Source organism: Oleiphilus sp. HI0067 (genome assembly GCF_001635735.1).
In genome coordinates, this window is sequence record NZ_LWFI01000795.1 from 1 (window position 1) to 500 (window position 500).

The following is a 500-nucleotide window of genomic DNA, read 5'->3' on the forward strand; positions in this document are numbered from 1 at the left end:
TGCAGAGCACGCTGCATTTAATCCTAGTAAGGCATCATCTTCCGGTGTAAAGAAAAGCGGGCAAGCTACGCTGGAACTTCCTGAAGTGGTTATCAAATCGCCAGAAAGTTATAAGTCTGAAGTAAGTATTCAGAAAGAAGCGGCGCGCGTAAAACGATTACATCAACAAGTAAATGATGCTGTTCGAAACATTTGTGAGAGTGTCGCGAATGGAGAGCAAGTAAGCGTCCAAGATACGCAAAAGCTTGCAGTGAGCATGGTCGTGAGTGTCGTTCGCAATCCAGACGCGCTTATCTGGTTGGCAAAAATGGACGATGAAGATCAACAAGGTTATCAGCATGTGGTTCGCGCATCGATTTGGGCGCTCGTTTTTGCAAGACACCTTGGGTTAACAAAGCCTTTGATGAAAAGTCTAGCGGTTGGCGTGCTCTTGTCACACATCGGAAAGATAAAGTTAGAGCAGTCTGTGAGAGATGCTGAACCAGAAGATAGCAAGCAGA

Annotated in this window: 1 pseudogene; it reads left to right on the forward strand. The window is 45.8% G+C overall.

Annotated features, from left to right (window positions below):
* Window positions 1-500: pseudogene (locus A3739_RS29780) on the forward strand (hypothetical protein); the annotation flags it as partial.